The sequence below is a fragment of the Paenibacillus sp. FSL P4-0127 genome (assembly GCF_038007325.1).
In the GTDB taxonomy this organism is placed as follows: domain Bacteria; phylum Bacillota; class Bacilli; order Paenibacillales; family Paenibacillaceae; genus Fontibacillus; species Fontibacillus macerans.
In genome coordinates this window covers 3226941-3243013 of the sequence record NZ_JBBOWY010000001.1, presented here as the reverse complement: position 1 = coordinate 3243013, position 16073 = coordinate 3226941, and the positions used below count along the sequence as shown (strand labels likewise).

11 protein-coding genes and 1 pseudogene are annotated in these 16073 nt (G+C 55.7%); all 12 read right to left on the bottom strand.

What is annotated here, in order from left to right; translation table 11 throughout:
• Positions 1–39 precede the first annotated feature (39 nt).
• The 12 genes and pseudogenes from murD to NYE74_RS14430 all read right to left on the bottom strand — a co-directional run bounded on the left by murD (position 40) and on the right by NYE74_RS14430 (position 16064).
• A complete protein-coding gene (gene murD / locus NYE74_RS14485; protein ID WP_340928257.1) occupies positions 40–1464 on the bottom strand; it encodes a UDP-N-acetylmuramoyl-L-alanine--D-glutamate ligase in 1425 nt (474 codons plus the stop codon).
• A 2-nt stretch (positions 1465–1466) separates the two neighbouring features.
• A complete protein-coding gene (gene mraY / locus NYE74_RS14480; RefSeq protein ID WP_213510292.1) occupies positions 1467–2432 on the bottom strand; it encodes a phospho-N-acetylmuramoyl-pentapeptide-transferase in 966 nt (321 codons plus the stop codon).
• 27 nt (positions 2433–2459) lie between these two features.
• Complete coding sequence (locus tag NYE74_RS14475; RefSeq protein WP_411831158.1) at positions 2460–3857, bottom strand: UDP-N-acetylmuramoyl-tripeptide--D-alanyl-D-alanine ligase; 1398 nt, start codon at positions 3855–3857, stop codon at positions 2460–2462.
• The gene (locus NYE74_RS14470) at positions 3857–5347 is read right to left on the bottom strand and encodes a UDP-N-acetylmuramoyl-L-alanyl-D-glutamate--2,6-diaminopimelate ligase (RefSeq protein WP_340928259.1); all 1491 of its coding nucleotides are present in this window, start codon (positions 5345–5347) and stop codon (positions 3857–3859) included. The genes NYE74_RS14475 and NYE74_RS14470 overlap by 1 nt, the downstream gene beginning before the upstream one ends.
• A 79-nt stretch (positions 5348–5426) precedes the next feature.
• Positions 5427–7379: a stage V sporulation protein D gene (locus NYE74_RS14465; RefSeq protein ID WP_240751883.1), complete on the bottom strand. Its 1953-nt coding sequence runs from the start codon at positions 7377–7379 to the stop codon at positions 5427–5429.
• A gap of 80 nt (positions 7380–7459) precedes the next feature.
• Complete coding sequence (locus tag NYE74_RS14460) at positions 7460–8656, bottom strand: penicillin-binding transpeptidase domain-containing protein (protein ID WP_341004877.1); 1197 nt, start codon at positions 8654–8656, stop codon at positions 7460–7462.
• A gap of 52 nt (positions 8657–8708) precedes the next feature.
• Positions 8709–9689, bottom strand: a pseudogene (locus tag NYE74_RS14455) (peptidoglycan D,D-transpeptidase FtsI family protein); the annotation flags it as partial.
• 67 nt (positions 9690–9756) lie between these two features.
• Positions 9757–12057 (bottom strand): penicillin-binding transpeptidase domain-containing protein, encoded by a 2301-nt coding sequence (locus NYE74_RS14450; RefSeq protein ID WP_340928262.1) that lies wholly within the window; start codon positions 12055–12057, stop codon positions 9757–9759.
• A gap of 84 nt (positions 12058–12141) precedes the next feature.
• Complete coding sequence (locus tag NYE74_RS14445; RefSeq protein WP_230877050.1) at positions 12142–12576, bottom strand: hypothetical protein; 435 nt, start codon at positions 12574–12576, stop codon at positions 12142–12144.
• Positions 12577–13551 carry a 16S rRNA (cytosine(1402)-N(4))-methyltransferase RsmH gene (gene rsmH, locus NYE74_RS14440; protein WP_124333019.1) on the bottom strand — a complete coding sequence of 325 codons (975 nt, stop codon included), beginning with the start codon at positions 13549–13551 and terminating at the stop codon, positions 12577–12579. It abuts the gene before it with no gap.
• A 253-nt stretch (positions 13552–13804) separates the two neighbouring features.
• Positions 13805–14242, bottom strand: coding sequence for a division/cell wall cluster transcriptional repressor MraZ (gene mraZ / locus NYE74_RS14435; RefSeq protein ID WP_036621384.1), 438 nt, complete (start codon positions 14240–14242; stop codon positions 13805–13807).
• 553 nt (positions 14243–14795) lie between these two features.
• Positions 14796–16064, bottom strand: a complete 1269-nt coding sequence (locus NYE74_RS14430) for an adenosylhomocysteinase (RefSeq protein WP_340928266.1) — start codon at positions 16062–16064, stop codon at positions 14796–14798.
• Positions 16065–16073: the final 9 nt, after the last annotated feature.

Sequence of the window (16073 nt, the reverse complement as noted above, 5' to 3'; positions counted from 1 at the left end):
ACCTCTTGACAGAAAGTAGGGGCTTTTCCACCCCCCTACTTAAAGCGTATGCACCGCCTCTTTAAAAATGCGTCCACGCTCTTCATAGGAGGAGAACATATCCCAGCTGGCGCATGCCGGAGAGAGCAGCACGGCATCTCCGGATGCGGCCAAAGCCGCCGCCTCCTTCAGCGCGGTCCGCAGCGTTTCCGCGGCGCTGTCACCATTATCGACCACCACGATGGCGGATAGACCCGCAAGTTTTCCGGCTTCGGCGATTTTTTCCTTCGTTTGCCCCAGGGCGACAAGCGCCTTCACTTTCTGTTTAAAGACGGGCACCAGCTCCGTATAATCCGAGCCCCGGTCCAGCCCGCCGGCAATCAGCACGATCGGAGCCGTTAAAGCGCCCAGCGCCATAATCGTCGCCTTCGCGTTCGTCGCTTTGGAGTTGTTGTAATAAACCACGCCGCGCTTCTCCTCGACGTATTCCAAACGGTGCTCCACACCGCGGAACGTACGCAAAGGCTCCACGAGAGCCTCCGGCGCCGCACCCGCGGCCAGGGCGACGGCCACCGCCGCCAATGCGTTCTCCACATTGAACCGTCCGGGCAAGGCGATATCGCGCACATCGACGATTTTCCGCACCTCGCCGTCCGCTCCCCGGTACACAACGCTGCGATCAAGCCCGTCCTCTACGTCCGGGACATAAGCCGGCCGGATGTACACCCCTTCCGATTTCAGCTCCTCCGTCATCGAAAAAGGGATCAGCTTCGCCGTGATATACGGCACCAGCTTGCGGCATGTAGGGTCGTCCCAATTGACGACAGCCGTATCCGCCGCTTCCTGATTGGCGAACAGCTTGGCTTTGGAAGCCACATAGTCATCCATCGTACCGTGGTAATCCAGGTGGGTCTCCGCCACATTAAGCAGGCAAGCAACCTTAGGGCGGAATGCCTGCGTTCCTTTCAGCTGAAAGCTGCTAAGTTCGGCTACAAGCCAGTTACCGGCGCTCGCCGTTTCCGCCGCTTCGCACAGCGGCGTGCCGATGTTGCCGGCTACGATCGGGCGAAGCCCGGCGGCTTCCAGCATTTTGCCGACCCATGTCGTCGTCGTCGTTTTTCCGTTGGAGCCCGTAATCCCGATGATCGGCGCCGGGCTGAGCCGGTAGGCGATTTCCACCTCGGTCACGACGTCGATGCCCAACTCCAGCGCTTTGGCCACAGGCGGGGCCGAATAAGGGATGCCGGGATTTTTCACGACCAATTCGACGCCGGGATGGACAAGTCCGTCCGGATGTCCGCCGCATACAACAGAAATTCCCAAAGCTTCCAATTCGGATGCTTCGGGACACAGTTCCCTCTCCTTTTTATCGTTAACCGTCACGACGGCTCCAAAACGATGCAGGGTTTTCGCGACCTGAACGCCGCTTCTCGCTAAACCGATCACGACCACCTGGCGTCCCCGGTATTCTTCTGGATGCTTCATGATTACAACCCCTTGTTTAAATAAAGTCCAATGCCCGCCAGGATAAGTCCGGCCGCCCAAAACGTCACCACAACCCGCCATTCCGACCAGCCTGACAACTCAAAATGGTGATGAATCGGGCTCATTTTGAAAATCCGCTTTCCTCTCGTTTTAAAAGAGGTCACCTGAATGACGACGGACAGCATTTCGATTACGAAGATGCCGCCGATCACCAGGAAAAGCAGCTCGCTTTTCGTGATAACGGCGATCGCGCCGATCGCCCCGCCGATCCCCAACGATCCGGTATCGCCCATAAACACCTTGGCCGGATGCGCGTTGAACACGAGGAAGCCCAGCACCGCCCCGATCATCGCCGCCGCGCAGACCGCGGAAGGGAGCGAAGTCGCCTGCATCGCGATCACCGCGTAGGCGCCGAAGGCGATCGCGCTGACGCCGGACAAAAGTCCGTCCACACCGTCGGTGAAGTTCACCGCGTTGCTGATCGCCAGCATCATGACAATGATAAAAGGATAATAGAACCAGCCTCCGAGGTCAAAGGACCATCCGGTTCCCGGAATGCCGATCGCCGTGCTGTGCCCTTCCGAAATGAGCAAAGCGCACATGATACCGGCGAACAGCAGCTGTCCGAACAATTTTTGTCTGGGCGTCAATCCCAAAGACCGTTTAAACACGATTTTGATGTAGTCGTCGAGAAAACCGACCAGCCCGAAGCCGAGCGTAGCGATCAGCAGCACGTAGAAATCGGTGTTGATGACCGAAAATTTAAGGAAAGACAACGTGAAGGCAAGCAAAATAATCACGCCGCCCATCGTAGGCGTGCCCGCCTTTTTCTGGTGGCTTTGCGGTCCTTCCCCGCGTATTTGCTGGCCGAATTTAAGCCGTTTTAGCAGCGGAATGATCAGCGGAGCCGAAATGACGGCCAAAATGAAAGATACGCCGATCGTTAACAGAATTAGTCCGAAATCCATGGGATTTCACCCCCCTCTCGCCGGTAATTAATGCTTTAAGTTGTTATGTTTTACCGCGTCCACGACTTCCTCCAGCTTCATGCCCCGGGAGGCCTTGACCAGTACAACGTCCTTCGGATGGATCAGCGAAGTCAAATCGCGGATGAGCTCAGTTTTATCAGTATATGCATGAATGCGCGCAGGTTTCAAATGCCCGGCTGCGCCTTCGGCGATTTTCAGGCCCAGCGTTCCGTAGGTAAAAAGCTGATCCACTTTGTCCGGTGTCAGGGAAGCGCCGATCTCGCGGTGGTATTCTTCTTCGGAAGCTCCAAGCTCAAGCATATCTCCGAGCACGGCGATTCTTTGGCGGAACCCTTTCATTTTTTCCAGCACGCCGATCGCCGCTTTCATGGACGTGGGGCTGGCGTTGTACGCATCGTTCAAGATCGTCACGCCGCTTGCGCCGATGATGCGCTCGATCCGCATGCCGGTCAGTTCGGCATGGCGAAGCCCGTCCCGAATCGCGGCTTCGCCGACCCCATAGCGGCGGGCGACCGCAAGCGCGGCCAAAGCGTTCACCACGTTGTGCTCGCCCAGCAGAGGCAGCTCCAGCGGCTCCCCGCCGGTCCCGCGCGAAGTGAACAGGGTGCGGTCCTCCATGAACATCATTCCGGTCGGGTATTCGTCATTGCCTTGGCCCAATCCAAACGTGACGGTCCGCAGCCGGTCCGGCTTCGCCGTGTCCGCCTCCGCCAGCACCTGGGGAATCAAAGGTTCGTCCCCATTGTAAACGAACAATCCCCCGGGCTTCATCCCCGCGAGGATCTCCAGTTTCGCCCGCGCGATTTCCTCCCGCGAGCCGAGCTGCAGCAGATGCGCTTCGCCGATATTCGTTATGACCGCCGTCTCGGGTTCGGCCAGTTTGGACAGCAGCTCGATTTCGCGGCGGCCGCTCATGCCCATCTCCAGGACGGCGATCTCCGTATCCTCGGGCATCGCCAGCACCGTCAGCGGCAGCCCGATGTGGTTATTAAAATTCCCTTTGGTTTTATGCACTTTGTACGTTGTGGACAAAAGCGAGTAAACGAGGTCTTTGGTCGTCGTTTTCCCGTTGCTGCCCGTAATGCCGACCACCTTGGCACCCGCCTGGATCAAGTAGGACTTGGCCAGCGTTTGCAGCGCCTCCAGGCAATCGTCCACCAGTACGGCCGGCCCGGGAGGCGTTCCCTTGGACCGCTCCCACAGGGTTGCGGCAGCTCCGGCCGCGAGACAGTCCGCTGCAAAATCGTGGCCGTCGAACCTTTCTCCGGATAACGGAATAAACAAACAGTCCTGCGTGATTTGCCGGGAATCGGTGACCGCTCCGCGCACCGCAATGCCGGAATCGGCCGCCTCCCGCACTTGTCCGCCGCACATCGCGGCTATATCCGCCAGATTTCTAATTATCACTTCGCCAAACCCCTTATCGCTTCTTTTGCTACGATCCGATCATCAAAATCGAGCACTGCGGTTCCGATCAACTGATAGGTTTCATGACCTTTCCCCGCAATCAATACTACATCTTCACGGCTTGCCATTTCAATAGCCTTTTGGATGGCCTCGCGGCGGTCGACGATCAGCTCGTAACGGCTGCGGTCCACCCCGTCGCCGATCAATCCCTGCTCGATGTCGCTTAGTATAGCATCGGGATCTTCGGTGCGCGGGTTGTCGGAAGTCACGATGACGTGATCGGCGTATTTCGCGGCGATCCGCCCCATGATCGGGCGTTTCGTACGATCCCGGTCGCCGCCGCAGCCGAAGACGCAGATGACGCGGCCTTTGGCAAATTCGTTTACGGTCCGCAGCACGTTTTCGAGCCCGTCGGGCGTGTGGGCGTAATCGACGATGACGGCGAAGGATTGGCCTTCATCGACCGCTTCAACCCGTCCCTCCACGCCTTTGACCGCTTCCAGGCTGGCCTTGATCCGTTCGAGCGGAATCCCTTCGAGCAAAGCGGCCGCGATCGCGGCAAGCGCGTTGTACACGTTGAACTTGCCGACCATCCGCAGCGAAATGTCGGCGCTGCCTTGAAATGTATCGACATGGAACGAGGTGCCTTTCGCCGTTACGGAAATGTCCGAGGCGCGGACATCGGCCTCGTTCTCCACTCCGTACGTGATCGTCTCCGCGGCGGTTTGCTTGGCAAAATAAGAGCTGGCGGGATCATCCGCGTTAAGGACCGCGTAGCTGCGCTCGTCCGGATTGGCCGGATAGTTGTTGCCCAAACGGGAGAAGAACAGCCCCTTGGCCCCGCGATACTCTTCCATCGTGTTGTGATAATCCAAATGGTCCTGGGTCAAATTCGTAAAGACGGCCGTCCGGAAGTGCGTTCCTTTGACACGGCCCTGGTCCAGCGCGTGGGAGGACACCTCCATGACGCAGTAAGCCGCGCCGCCTTCGGCCATCTCGTGCAAATACCGCTGCAGCTCCAGCGATTCCGGCGTCGTCCCGGACATCGGATACGTCCGGCCGGCGAATTTGCGCTGAATCGTTCCGATAAGTCCCGTAGAGCGCCCTTGATCCTCAAGAATGCGTTCGATCAAATAAGTCGTTGTCGTTTTGCCGTTCGTTCCGGTAACGCCGATGACCTTCAGCCGCCGGCTGGGGAAGCCGAAAAACACGTTGCCCAAAACCGCCATCGCCAATCTGCTGTCTTTCACCTTAAGCTGCGGCAGCGGACAATCGTCAAGCCAACGCTCCACGACGAGCGCCGCCGCTCCTTTGTCCGCGGCTTGCGGAGCGAAGTCGTGCCCGTCGACCGTATGACCGGGAAGGCATATAAACAAATCTCCGGGCTGAACTTTCCGCGAATCGATGGCGATGCCTTCGCAGGCCAGCTCCCCGTCGCCTCGTATTTGCGAAGCTATCAAATAAGTTGCCAATTCCTTAAGCTGCATAGCTAACCCCTCCGTATTTCAACAACGTTCGTAAACACTCACTCTATATTATCACCAAAAACTGCAAAGTTCAGGAGAATTATTGATTATGGTTATGTTGTTGTTCCGCATCCGCCTCGCTGCCCATATAAATTCGGATCGTCGACCCCTTTTCGACCCGGGCTCCGGCTTTCGGCGCCTGATTGATCACGACGTTCCCCGCCCCCGATTTCGCCAAATTAAAATTCATGTTGAGGTCCTCGTAGATTTCCTGCGCCGTATGTCCGATCAGATCGGGAACCGTGACGATCGGCGTCTCGCCGTATTTGTATTTCTTGGTAACCTGCTGCTGGCGGGGCGGAACTTGCATGTATTCCAGCGCATCCTTCATGATATTCCGTACGATCGGAGCGGCTACCACGCCGCCGAATTGGATCCCTTGCGGATTGTCGACCGCCGTATAAACGACGATTTGCGGATCGTCCGCCGGAGCGAAGCCGATAAAAGAAACGATATGCTCGTTTGCGGAATAACGCCCGTTTATGACCTTCTGCGCCGTCCCGGTCTTCCCGCCCACGCGATAGCCGTCGATAAAGGCGTTGCCGCCCGTGCCGTTGGCCACGACGCTTTCCAGCGCGGAACGAATCTGCTTGGACGTCTCTTCCGAAATGACCTGGCGCACCAGTTGCGGCGCCGTTTCCGAGACGACCTCGCCCGTATCGGGATTGGTCCACGCCTTGGCGACGTAAGGTTTATACAGCTTGCCGCCGTTGATCGCGGCCGAAACCGCGGTGATCTGCTGAATCGGCGTCACCGACACCCCTTGGCCGAACGAGGTCGTCGCCAGTTCCACCGGGCCTACTCGGGACAGCTTGAACAGGATGCCGTTTTCCTCGCCGTTCAGGTCGATGCCGGTTTTGCTGCCGAAGCCGAAATTTTTGATGTATTGGAACAGCGTTTCTTTGCCCAGGCGCTGCCCGAGCGCTACGAACCCGGGGTTGCAGGAATTCTCCACCACCTGGAGGAATGTCTGGCTGCCGTGCCCGCCCCTCTTCCAGCAGCGGAGCGTGGCCCCGCCAACTTTGACATACCCCGGATCAAAAAAGCGCTCGCCCAGCAGATCCACCTTCTTCTCTTGGAGCGCGGCGGCCAAGGTGATGATCTTGAACGTGGAACCCGGTTCGTACGTCATCCAGATCGGAAGGTTCCGGTTATACACCGCCGGATCGTATTCCTGATACTGCCCAGGCTCAAATCCCGGTCTCGCCGCCATGCCTAAAATTTGTCCCGTTTTCGGATCCATCGCGATCGTCAGGGCCGAGTCGGCCTGCAGCCGGTCCATCGCCTGATCCAGCTCGCGCTCGATAATGCTTTGGATCGATTTGTCGATCGTCAGCGTCAGGTTCAGCCCGTCTTTCGGCTCCACATATTTCTCCGAGGACCCGGGCATCAATCTGCCCCCGGCGTCGGACAAATAGGACACGCTGCCGTTCATGCCGCTCAGCAGGCTCTCGTATTTGCTTTCCACTCCGGTCAGCCCCTGATTGTAGCTGCCGGTAAAACCCAAGATATGAGCGGCAAGTCCTCCATAAGGATAATATCTTTTGTTGTCTTCGGCAACAACAATACCCGGAAGAGCCAAATCACGAATTTGCTGCGCTTTTTCCATCGTAATTTTGCGTCCGCCGGGTTGCAGCCTGACTATGGATTGTTTCTTGGTGATCGACTTCAAAATCGCGTCTTCGCTCATGCCGAGCAGAGGCGCCAAGCTTTTGGCCGTTTGCTCCGGATGTTTGATTTGCACCGGGATGGCCATGACCGTCGGCGTCGTAATGTTATATGCCAGCACGTTGCCGTTCCGGTCGCTGATTTCGCCGCGTTTCGCCGAATAAGGGATGTTCCGGCGCCAGGAGTCCTCCGCTTTGGCCGACAATTCCGCTCCCTTTCCGATCTGCACATAGGCAAGACGCACGGCAAGGGCCGCAAACAACAAACACAACACCATCAACAGCCAGAACAGTCTTCGTCTGACGGTAAACTTGGAAACTTTCACTGGTTGCCCCCCCTATCCCATCCTGACGCTTGAATGTTTTCATATCAAGGATATTCAGGACAACCAGGGGTTAGAACAAGCTATGGCGAGTTCGCGGACTGGCCGGGGGCTTCGCCGTTCGCCGCCGCACCGCCGTCCCCCGCCGCTTCCTCCTTCGTTTCCTCATTCGTAACCGGGGGCTTCAAGGTCAATTCCACCCTTCGCGTTCCGTTCTCTTCGATCACTTTTTGCGAGTCGACATACCCTTCGCCTTCAGCCGTAACCGGCACCTGCAGCACGGATAACAGCTCCATGGCATCGCGCAGCGATTTCCCCCTCAGGTTGGGGATCTTCACGTCGGTCCCCTTTTCGGTCAGCAAATACACGAACTGGCCCGCTTTCAGCACGCTCCCCGCCTTCGGGTGCTGGGTGATGATGTCCTCGCCGCTGCCCAGCGTCACGTAGGAAATCCCCTGGCCGGCGAGTTTGTTTTTGGCCTCCTGAACCGGCAGCTTGCTTAATTCGGGAACCTTCGGCCCGCTCGCGGCCGGTTTCGTTTTCCCGGTCCCGCCATCGTTCATTTTGGGGACACCCATATACTGCAGGATTTGATTCATGATTTTTTGGAACACCGGACCCGCGGCCGTCCCCCCGCCCAGATCGGGGTCCTTCGGTTCATCGATCAGGACCAGCAGGGCAACCTTCGGATCGTCCACCGGCGCGTAACCGAGAAAGGAAACGACCTGCTTCAATTTGGTGTATTCCCCGTTAACGGGCTTTACCGCCGTTCCCGTTTTCCCGGCGACCCGGTACCCCTCGATATAGGCGTGGCGGCCGGTCCCGTGCTTCCGGTCGGAAACGACCTGCTCCAAGTAGCCTCCGACTTCCTTGGCGGTTTCCGGCGTGATTACCTGGCGCACCACTTTGGGTTCGGTTTTTTCCGTTTTGCCGGTCTGAGGGTCGGTCAGCGATTTGACGATATGCGGCTCCATCAGCTTGCCGCCGTTGGCGATGGCCGATATCGCAACGATTTGCTGCAGCGGCGTAACGAGCAGCTTGCCGTGCCCGTAGGACAGCGCCGCGAAGTCGGCCTGCTGCTCCGGATTCACGAGCCCTTTGTATTCGCCCGGCAGCTCGATGCCGGTTTTTTGCCCGAACCCGAAGTTTTCGGCATAGGTTTTGAGACGTTCGGGGCCCAGCTTTTCGTAACCCAATTTGACGAACGCAACGTTGCTGGAACGTTTGACGCCTTCCAAATAAGTGATCGGCCCCCACCCAGCCGGATTTTTTAATGTCACTGACCGTTCGGCCCGCGATATGGATACTCCCGGACATATATTTATCTTCCGGATTAAACAAACCTTCCTGAACAGCCCCGGCCAAGGTGACGATTTTAAACGTTGAACCCGGTTCGTACACCGATTGGACGGCATGGTTGTAAAAATTTCTCTGATCGACGCCAGCCCAATACTCGTTGGGATTGTAGGTGGGCATGTTCGCCATCCCAAGAATTTCCAACGTGTTCGGATCGGCCGCGATAACGGTCATGCTGATCGGCTGCAGCTCGTTATACGCTTCCTTCATCGCCTGTTCGATGTAATACTGGATCGTATTATCGATCGTCAGCTGCAGGTTCTGCCCGTTTTGGGCCGGCTGGTAAATTTCGCTGGCTTTCGGGATTTCGATCCCTCTGCCGTCACGTTTGTATTCAAGGAAGCCGTCTTGCCCCTTAAGCTGTTCGTCATAAAAAGCCTCCAGGCCGGATACGGCGTTGCCGTCGCGGTCGGTATAGCCCAAAACATGCGCCGCCAGACTCGTTCTGGGATAATAGCGCTTCTGCTCCTTCATCAAGTAAATACCGGCGTCTTCCACTTTTTCATTTTGTTTCAGCAGCTCGTTGATAAAAGCCTCCACTTGATTCTTTAGCTCCTGGTCGATTTTCAAACCTTCGTTGCGCACTTCCCGATGGGTGGAATACTTCCCGTTTTTCTTGGCGTTGACAAGCTCGCGCATCTCCTGCTCATCCTTGCCGAGAATCCGGCTTAACCCTTGAACCACTTCATTTTCCAGCCCGTTGGCATGGATAATTTCCGGACTAACCGCCACCGTATAGGCGGGAGCGTCCACAGCCAATACGTCGCCTTTGCGGTCCGTGATCGTTCCCCGGTTGGCGGGCAACACCTTTTTGGTCGACCAGAGCTTTTCGGCATGTGCCTGCCAAAATTCCCCCTGCACGATCTGCAGCCAAAACACTCTTCCTATCAATACAGCAAAAAAGAGGGTGACGCATCCCCCTATCAGCAGCGTTCGCAGTCTTACTCTTTTCAACATGGCAAAACCTCTCCAATTGCCGTTATTTCCAAACCGGCTATCGGCCGGCAGCCTGCCCGGCGATACCTTAACCGCTCGGGCCGCCGCTGCCGGCTTGTCCGCCATTGCCGCTATTGCCGCTATTGCCCGCGGCGGCCGTGGACTCGCCGCCAGCTTCACCGTCGGCCGCCTTATCGCCGTCCGCCTCGCTGCCGTCCGCCGCTTTCCCGTTCGTCTCTTCCTCCGTGACAGGCGGTTCCAGCGTTAATTCGACCCGTCGCTTTCCGTTCTCTTCGACCACTTTTTGCGAGGCGACGTATCCTTCGCCTTTCGCCGTGACCGGCACTTGAAGAACCGATAGCAGCTCCATCGCATCCCGCAGCGATTCGCCTTGCAGATTCGGGATTTTCATATTTGCTCCTTCTTCGGTAAGCAAATAAACGAATTGGCCCGTTTTCAAGACGCTACCCGCTTTGGGGTATTGGGAAATGATCTCCGTTCCGCTTCCCAAGGTGGCATAGGAAATTCCGCCGGCAACAAGGGTGTCTTTGGCTTTTTGCACGCCCATTCCCTTAAGGTTGGGAACCTTCGGCCCGCTGCTCTCGGCCTGCTTGGTTTTGTCGGCGTTGGGATCGGTGGTTTTAGGCACACCCATATACTGAAGCGTTTGATTGACGATTTTTTTGAACACCGGGGCCGCCGCCGTTCCGCCGCCCAGCTCGGAATCCCTCGGTTCGTCGATCAAAACAAGGACGGCGATTTTCGGATCGTCCACCGGCGCATAGCCGATAAAAGAAACGACCTGTTTGGAATAGTTGTATTCGCCGTTGACGACTTTTACGGCCGTTCCCGTTTTCCCGGCAATCCGGTAACCCTCGATATAAGCGTGACGGCCGGTCCCGATTTTTTGGTCGGAAACGACTTGCTCCAAATAGCTTCCAACTTCTTTGGCGGTCTCCGGCGTAATGACCTGGCGTATGACTTTCGGTTCGGTTTGCTTCGTTTCGCCGGTCTGCGGATCGGTGATGGATTTGACGATATGCGGCTCCATCAATTTGCCCCCGTTCGCCACCGCTGCCACGGCCACAATCTGCTGCAGCGGCGTAACGAGCAGTTTACCGTGTCCGTAGGACATCGCCGCGAAGTCGGCTTGCTGCACCGGGTCCACGATCCCTTTGGCTTCGCCCGGCAGCTCGATGCCCGTTTTTTGCCCAAACCCGAAATTGTCGACATAGCTTTTCAGCCGTTCGGGTCCCAGCATTTCGTAGCCCAGCTTGACGAAACCGACGTTACTGGAGCGTTTTACGCCTTCCAAGTAAGTGATCGGCCCCCAGCCGGATCGCTTTAAATCGTGGATCGTTCGCCCAGGAACACGGATACTCCCCGACATATAAGTGGCATTCGGGTTAAAAAGACCTTCTTGAACAGCCCCGGCCAAGGTCACAATTTTAAACGTGGAACCCGGCTCGTACACCGATTTAATCGCATGGTTGTAAAAGTTTTTCTGATCGACGTCGGCCCAATACTCGTTGGGGTCGTATGTAGGCATGTTCGCCATTCCGAGAATTTCCATCGTTTTCGGATCGACGGCGATGACGCTCATACTGATCGGCTGCAGCTCAGCATACGCTTCCTTCATCGCTTGCTCGATATAACGCTGGATCGTATCATCTATCGTTAACTGCAGGTTTTGCCCGTTTTTCGCCGGCTGGTAAATTTCGCTGGCTTTCGGGATTTCGATCCCTCTGCCGTCGCGTTTATATTCGATATAGCCGTCTTCTCCCTTAAGCATCTCATCGTAATAAGCCTCCAGGCCGGACACCGCGTTTCCGTCACGGTCGGTATAGCCCAAAATATGAGCGGCCAGGCTCTTTTGGGGATAATAGCGTTTTTGTTCCTTCATCAAATAAATGCCGGTGTCTTCCACTTCCTTATGCTCTTGCAGCAGCTTGTTTCGGAATGCCTCGACTTGACCCTTAAGCTCCTGGTCGATCTTTAAGCCTTCGTTGCGCACTTCCCGATGGGTGGAATACTTTCCGTCCGACTTCTTGGCATTGACGAGTTCTCGCATCTCCTGCTCATCTTTGCCGAGAATCCGGCTTAACCCCTCAGTCACTTCATTTTCCAGCCCTTTGGCATGAATGATCTCCGGATTGATCGCTACCGTATAGGCGGGAGCGTCCATGGCCAATACGTCGCCTTTGCGGTCCGTAATCGTTCCCCGTGTGGCCGGCAAATCCTTCCTGGTGGACCAAAGCGCTTCAGCATGCTTCTGCCAAAAATCCTCCTGCACGACCTGCAGCCAAAACACTCTTCCTATCAATACAGTAAAAAAGAGGGTAACGCATCCCCCTATCAGCAATGTTCGCAGCTTTATTCTCTTGATCATGGCAAAACCTCATTAAAATAGAGTTAATTTCGGATCGCCGTCAGGCCGTCCGCATTGTCCGTATGATCCGCACCCTCGTTGGCCCTAATTGCCGGCTTGGTCCGAGGGTGCGTCCGTCTCCGAATTTGCCGCCGTTGAAGCACCCGGCGGAACCTGAACATGGAATCCTTCTACTTCGGGCTCAACGTAACCAAGCTTGGCCGCTTCCTCAGGGATTTGTTCCTCCAGCTTCTCTTTTTTGACCGTTAGCTCCTTGATCTCGGCGCTCATCGCTTGAATATCCGCATTCAAATTAAACATTTGCCGCTTGATGTTGTAAAGTGTAACATTTTGCCATAAAAGACCAGCCATCACCGCCACGCAAAAAATAATCGTTACCATGTACAACAGTTTCTCGCGAACCTGAAGCGTTGAGCGGCGAGTGACGACCTTCGTCGTTTCACGATAGCGCTGCGTTGACGGATTTTTGCGTTCCGCTGATTTCTGCTTAACTGCCAAATTCCCCCGCGTATAAGCCATTTACGATTCCTCCACTAAGGTTTGCAATTTCTCCGCCACGCGCAATTTTGCCGACCGCGCCCGCGAATTCTCCGCCAGTTCCCTCTCCGACGGAACCACCGGTTTCCGGTTTATCAACTTCAGCGATCCCTTTCCCCCGCATACGCACATCGGAAAGTCGGGAGGACAGGTACATTTTTCCACATAACTAGAAAAAATTTGCTTGCAGATGCGGTCTTCCAAAGAATGAAAGGTGATGACCGAAACTCTCCCGCCCGGCGCCAAACAACGAATCGCGGCATGGAGTCCTTCTTCAAACGCGCCAAGCTCGTCGTTTACGGCGATCCGCAGCGCCTGAAAGCTTCGTTTGGCCGGGTGCCCGCCCGTTCGCCGGGCCGCCGCCGGGATTCCTTCCTTGATCAGCTCGACCAATTGACCGGTCGTTTCTATCGGCTCCTGTTCGCGCCTCGCCACGATAACTTTGGCGATGCGTCTGGAAAACTTCTCCTCCCCGTACTGGAACAAAATGCGGGCAATTTCCCGCTCCGGCCACTCGTTGACGATGTCCCGCGCTGTGAGCCGCGCCGATTGATCCATGCGCATATCGAGGGGGGCGTCGGCGTTGTAGCTGAATCCGCGTTCCCCCTCGTCGAACTGCGGAGACGAAACGCCCAGGTCAAACAGCACGCCGTCCACTTGCGGGACGCCATTCTGCTGCGGGATGCCGCTTAGCTCCAGCAGCTTTTGTTCCAAATGGCGAAAATTGCTTTTCACCAAAGTTAACTTGTCCGCATAAGGGGCCAAACGCTCTTTGGCGTTGTCCAGCGCCCAATCGTCCTGATCAAAAGCGATCAGCCTGCCGCCTTCGCCAAGCTGGGACAAGATGACCGAGCTGTGGCCGCCGCCCCCCAGCGTACAATCTACGTAAATGCCGTCCGGCTTGATGCGCAGCCCTTCTGTCGCTTCTGCTTTAAGCACCGTGATGTGATGAAACACGACTAACGCCCCTCCAGACTAGAACTCGATTTTTAAATTCTTTGTGATCAAAAGCCGGCTTTTTAACTACCTTAAGATATTGTTAAAAAGTCGGGTTTTCAGCACCGAGAAGGTTGGATGAAGCTAGGGATCGAGTAGCGCAGCGTAGGTAAGCCTACGTGAGCAACGGAGAGCCCGGCTGAATTCAAGATTCGAAGCCGAATACGCTTCATTAGCTTTTCTCCGTGATCAAAAGCCGACTTTTTAACTACCTCTACAGGTCGAAATTGAAGTCGACCAGCTTCTCGGCAATCTCGTTAAACGTATCCTCCGACTGCTGGAAGTATTGCTCCCAAATGTCCTTGCTCCAAATCTCAACCCGATTCGATACGCCCAGAACGACGCAATCTTTCTCCAGCTTCGCGTACTGCCTCAAATTGCCTGGCAGGTTTACCCTTCCCTGTTTATCCCACTCGCATTCCGTAGCTCCCGAGAAAAAAAAGCGGGTAAACGCACGCGCATCCGACTTCATGAGCGGCAAAGCTTTCAGCTTCTGTTCCAGTACTTCCCATTCCTGCATCGGATACACGAAAAGACACTGGTCCAAGCCGCGGGTAACAACAAAAGAGCTTCCGAGGAGATCGCGAAACTTAGCCGGGATAATTATCCGGCCCTTGTCGTCAATGCTATGTTGGAATTCCCCCATAAACATTGGTGTCTCACTCCCTACCTCTTTCCCCCACTTTACACCACTTTGCCCCACATGTTAAGTATCTATTCTGCATTTAACGAAAAAATCCTGCTAGTGAACGGAATTTTTTTGAGAAGAGGGAAAGGCGGGAGGCTAGCATAACTGCGAAAAAGTTGAGACAAGTTGAGACAAGCACTCCACATTGAACACGCCTCCTCAACTCTTGCGAATGCTGTTGCTATCGGATAAGCCAATTTAGGCAGTTCCAAACTATTCACCGTTACGGCGTATTAGAGAAGCAGCAAAAAGCCCCTTTTCCTTATTTTTAGGAAAAAGGGCTATCCTGAAATTCTTTTTCGCTTGCTCAGTTCCGTACCGATTCTTTGGGGACGCGCTTAATAGTTGAAATAGCCGGCTACTTGAACGACAGGCAACCTTGTTTTTGCAGATTGTCCCGGCGCAATGCCAAAGCGCGAACAGCCGGAACTATCGCTCTTCCAAGCCGCTCGCGCTGTTTTAAAAATTCCTGGTCTTTCTGTCTACAAGGGAACCTAAGCCACGTTCGGCCAACCGATCAATGCTCCTGCCAGCTGTCGAGGTAGGCGCGCTGCTCGGCGGAAAGCGTGTCGATGCCTACGCCGAGGCTTTCCAGCTTGAAGCGGGCCACTTGCTCATCGAGCTCGTACGGCACGTTTACGACCGTACTGCCGATTTCCTTGTACCGGTCGTTAACGTATTTCAGCGACAACGCCTGAAGCGCAAACGTCATGTCCATGATCTCGGCCGGATGTCCGTCGCCGGCGGCGAGGTTGACGAGACGACCTTCGGCAAGGAGGTACATTTTCCGTCCGTCCTTCAATTGATATTCCTCGATATTGCGGCGTACGGTCCGCACCGAGGCGGAACGTTCCTGAAGCTCCGGTTTGTTCACTTCCACGTCGAAGTGGCCGGCGTTCGACAAAATCGCGCCATCTTTCATCACATCATAATGCTCGCCGCGAATGACGTCACGGTTGCCGGTTACCGTCACGAAGAAATCGCCGAGCTTGGCGGCGTCCAGCATCGGCATTACGCGGAACCCGTCCATGTAGGCTTCGACGGCTTTGATCGCATCAACTTCGGTGACGATGACGTTGGCGCCAAGCCCTTTGGCCCGCATCGCCACGCCTTTGCCGCACCAGCCGTAGCCGACGACGACCACGGTTTTGCCGGCGACGACCAGATTCGTCGTGCGGTTGATGCCGTCCCATACCGATTGTCCGGTGCCATAGCGGTTGTCGAACAAATATTTGCAGTAGGCATCGTTTACTGCGACCATTGGGAATTTAAGCTTTCCTTCCTTATCCATCGCTTTCAGGCGCAAAATGCCGGTCGTCGTTTCCTCGGCGCCGCCGCGGACATTTTCCAGCAGGTCCGGCCGTTCGGAATGCAGAATCGTGACAAGGTCGCCGCCGTCGTCGATGATTAGATCGGGTTTCGTTTCCAACGCCTTGATCAAAAGCGCTTTGTACTCCGCCGGTTCCGGGTTGTATTTGGCATATACCGTAACCCCGTCTTCCACGAGCGCCGCGCAGACATCATCCTGGGTCGACAGCGGATTGCTTCCGGTGATCGTCACTTCGGCTCCTCCGGCTTGCACCACCTTCGCCAAATAAGCGGTTTTCGCTTCAAGGTGCAGCGAGATCGTCACCTTCAACCCTTTAAACGGCTGCTCCGCTTCAAACTGCTTGCGGATCCGGTTCAGCACCGGCATATGGGCCTCCACCCAATCGATTTTGAGGTGCCCTTCCGGCGCTAGCTTCAAGTCCGTAATCATACTGTTTTGAATCGCTGCTGAACTCATTTTCGATCT